Origin of the sequence: Sulfuricurvum sp. RIFCSPLOWO2_12_FULL_43_24 (genome assembly GCF_001829605.1) — a bacterium.
Classification (GTDB): domain Bacteria; phylum Campylobacterota; class Campylobacteria; order Campylobacterales; family Sulfurimonadaceae; genus Sulfuricurvum.
In genome coordinates, this window is sequence record NZ_MIBT01000111.1 from 1 (window position 1) to 3109 (window position 3109).

The 3109-nt window shown below is 43.4% G+C and carries 2 protein-coding genes; both read right to left on the bottom strand.

Annotation, left to right across the window (positions count from 1 at the left end):
* Nucleotides 1-17 precede the first annotated feature (17 nt).
* On the bottom strand, nucleotides 18-908 hold the full coding sequence (locus A3G19_RS10310) for a transglutaminase family protein (protein WP_294872625.1): 891 nt from the start codon (nucleotides 906-908) through the stop codon (nucleotides 18-20).
* Nucleotides 909-911: 3 nt separating this feature from the next.
* The coding region (locus A3G19_RS10315) for a circularly permuted type 2 ATP-grasp protein (RefSeq protein ID WP_294872627.1) at nucleotides 912-3109 on the bottom strand (2198 nt) is incomplete at its 5' end.

Genomic DNA, 3109 nt, shown 5'->3' on the forward strand with positions numbered 1-3109 from the left:
TAGGGTTTCGGGGAAATTTATTCCAAAGAGACATCCACCATCACCCCTAAATGACTCGAACCGCTTCCGCTCACTACTCCTTGCATTGGTGAGATGTCTCCATAATCACGACCAAATCCTAAAAGGATATGTTGATCAAGCGGGGCCATGTTGTTCGTCGGATCAAAATCAAACCATCCGAATCCTGGGAAAAAGACGGAGAACCATGCGTGCGATGCATCGGAGCCAAACAGTTTCTCTGAACCTTCCGATGGTGTCGTCTCAATATAACCGCTCATATAACGGACACATAAGCCAACTCCGCGCAACGCAGTCAATGCAAAATGGGCGAAATCTTGACACACCCCTTTTTTCTCCGTAAAAACAGTCTCAACGGGGGTACTGAGATCACTAAATCCGCTAACAAAGGAAAAATCCGTAAATATTCGCCCCATAAACTCCCTAACGCCCTCATATAAAGATCGTTCAGGTTTAATCGATTCCAAAGCGTACGTTACAATTTCTACTGAAGCAATCGGTAACAACGGGCTTTTTAGCAAAAATTGTTTTGCTTCGATAATTTCAGGCGTGAGAAACATCATCCGCTCCTGTGCCTGCGCAAAGGTAAGGGCTATTACCCTCTGCGTATTTTCCTGAAGGCGTTCTAAGGAATTAAAATTGATTTCAACCCGCGACTGAGCCGCTACACTGAGTATCGTATGAGGTTCCCGCACCAAGAGATGATGAAGGTGATTTCCAAAAAAATCGTCATACGACTCTATCTCAGCGGCGAGAGGCTCAATAGTGAGATCAAAATTGAGTACTTTTTGAATTTCAGTATCTCTAGGCTGGAGACGAATGAGGTTATGGCTAAACCCCACCTCATGTTGATAAACGAATCGGGTACTGTGGTAAATCGTATAAATCATTGGCTACTCATCATAATGGGCAAAATAAGTTTTGGATAACTCACCCGAAGCAAGGAGCAATCTGGATGAGAGTTGTGACAACAGTGTATCAAGCTCAGCTCTAATGTATTCATCCTCCGCCAATGCAGCAAGATCATCCGGTTTGCTCAAGCGTATCATTGAAAATGCCTCAAAAATCGGTTCTTCATACCTTGTAAGATAGGTAGCATTTTTAAACTTCGGCAACTGAGGAAGCAATTTCATCAATCCATCAATCTCGCTGATCAATGATTTAGGGAAATTGATATCCAGCAGTAAAAATTCAATGACGTTACGCATCTCATAGGATGAACGGTAACGGGCACGATAAGCGTTCAAACTCTCACAGGTGCCAAGCAATGTCTCTAAGACTTCATACTCACTCACGCCATCATACGCCGGAGTCAGCAAACTTCTCGCTTTTGAGATCAACAATTGTGATCTCTCTATTCGCGCACCGATATCATAGAGTATCGATCCCTGATCTGCGAACAAACTCTCTTGAATAAGTTCTTTGTAGGCCATTAACTGCATCAACAGTTTATCAAGGTTATGAATCATATAACGGGGATGCGGTTTCTCTTCGCGGCAGAATTGATTCCATTCATGACTCATGTGCTCATAAATACGGGAGGCTTCCAAAGGTAAAAGATTTTTGGCATACGTGTTTGTGCCAGAGAGCATCGTTATTATTTGTGCCAAACTCCCAACCCGTCCCCCATTAAAACTGACCGATGCAATTTCATCAAATGGTGTAATTGCTCTGTTTTCTTCCAAAAATCCCGGATAGGTCATCGTTACATGGGTCAGTGTTTTACCCAACATCTCCTGCGTTTGGCGATTTGAAATATGATCATACCGAGAGGCATTCGTCATGTATTTCAACGTAGTTCGGATCATACGAGCCGTAATGATTGCCCTCATTAAATATCGTCCCAACCAAAAAAGATTTTCCGCCCGAAGGCTTGGAATGTTTTCAAACGAATTTTCAAAAGCGGCATTGGAATGAAATATTGGGCTCAACGGAACACTGTGTGATTCACCCAGTACCCATAAATCTTTACTGCTCCCTCCGAGTTGGTTGGATACCATCAGCGAGTCGATATTCATTCCAACCCGTACCAATGCTCCTGGCATCAAAGTATAAGTATCTTCTTGGGTTATTGTGTATGCACGAATCACCGCTTTTCGAGGTTCAATCGATTCTTTGATCAAGGTAGGGCAATTAGCGAACTCCACTTCCTCTTGTCCGACATAACGATGCGGCTGTTCAAGAATCGATTTACGTAGGCTACTGAGCTCTTTTTTACTCAGTTGTTTACCCACAAAAGTATGTTTTTCATCCACACGATCGATTGTTTTAAGAATGAGACGTTCCAAATTTTCCAACACAAACTCTAACTCTTTGGCTTGACCGCACCACCACGTAGCGATTTGAGGCAAAATAAGCTCTTCATCGAGAAAATAACGGGCAAGATGCGGCATAAAAGGGTTTAATCCCAGGTTTTCCAATACTCCGCTTCCCAGCGGATTGATCATATCTACTCCACCGGACCTGATCGATTGAACCAAACCTGCGACACCTAGCTGCGAATCAGAACGAAGTTCCAACGGATCACAATAGTTTTCATCCACACGTCGTAAAATCGTATCGACACGACGAAGCCCTTTGAGGCTTTTAAGCCAGAGGGCTCCATTTTTAGCCAATAAATCCTGCCCTTGAACGAGGGTAAGTCCTAAAAAAGAGCTGAGATAAGCATGTTCAAAATAGGTTTCATTATGCGGTCCGGGGGATAAAAGAATATTAAGAGGATCAAAATTTCGGCTGTTATTTTGGAAAAGGGATTTAAACGTTTCAAAAAAATCGTACAGCCTCTGAACCGAAATCCCCTCAAAAAGATCCTGCATTGTAGCGTTCATCGTAAGGCGGTTTTCAATCGCATATCCTAAACCCGATGGCGCTTGCGTACGATCGTTGATCACCCACAGTTTCCCATCCGGCCCCCGTGCCATATCGGCTGCGTAAATACTCAAGGGTATTTTCATCCCGTGCATTTCACGCATAAAGCCCCCGTGAGCATAGATGATTTCCATCGGAATAATGCCGTCTTTGATCGTTTTCTGTTCCCCGTAAATATCTTGCAGCAAAAGATTAAAGAGCTTACAACGCTGTTTTAACCCCT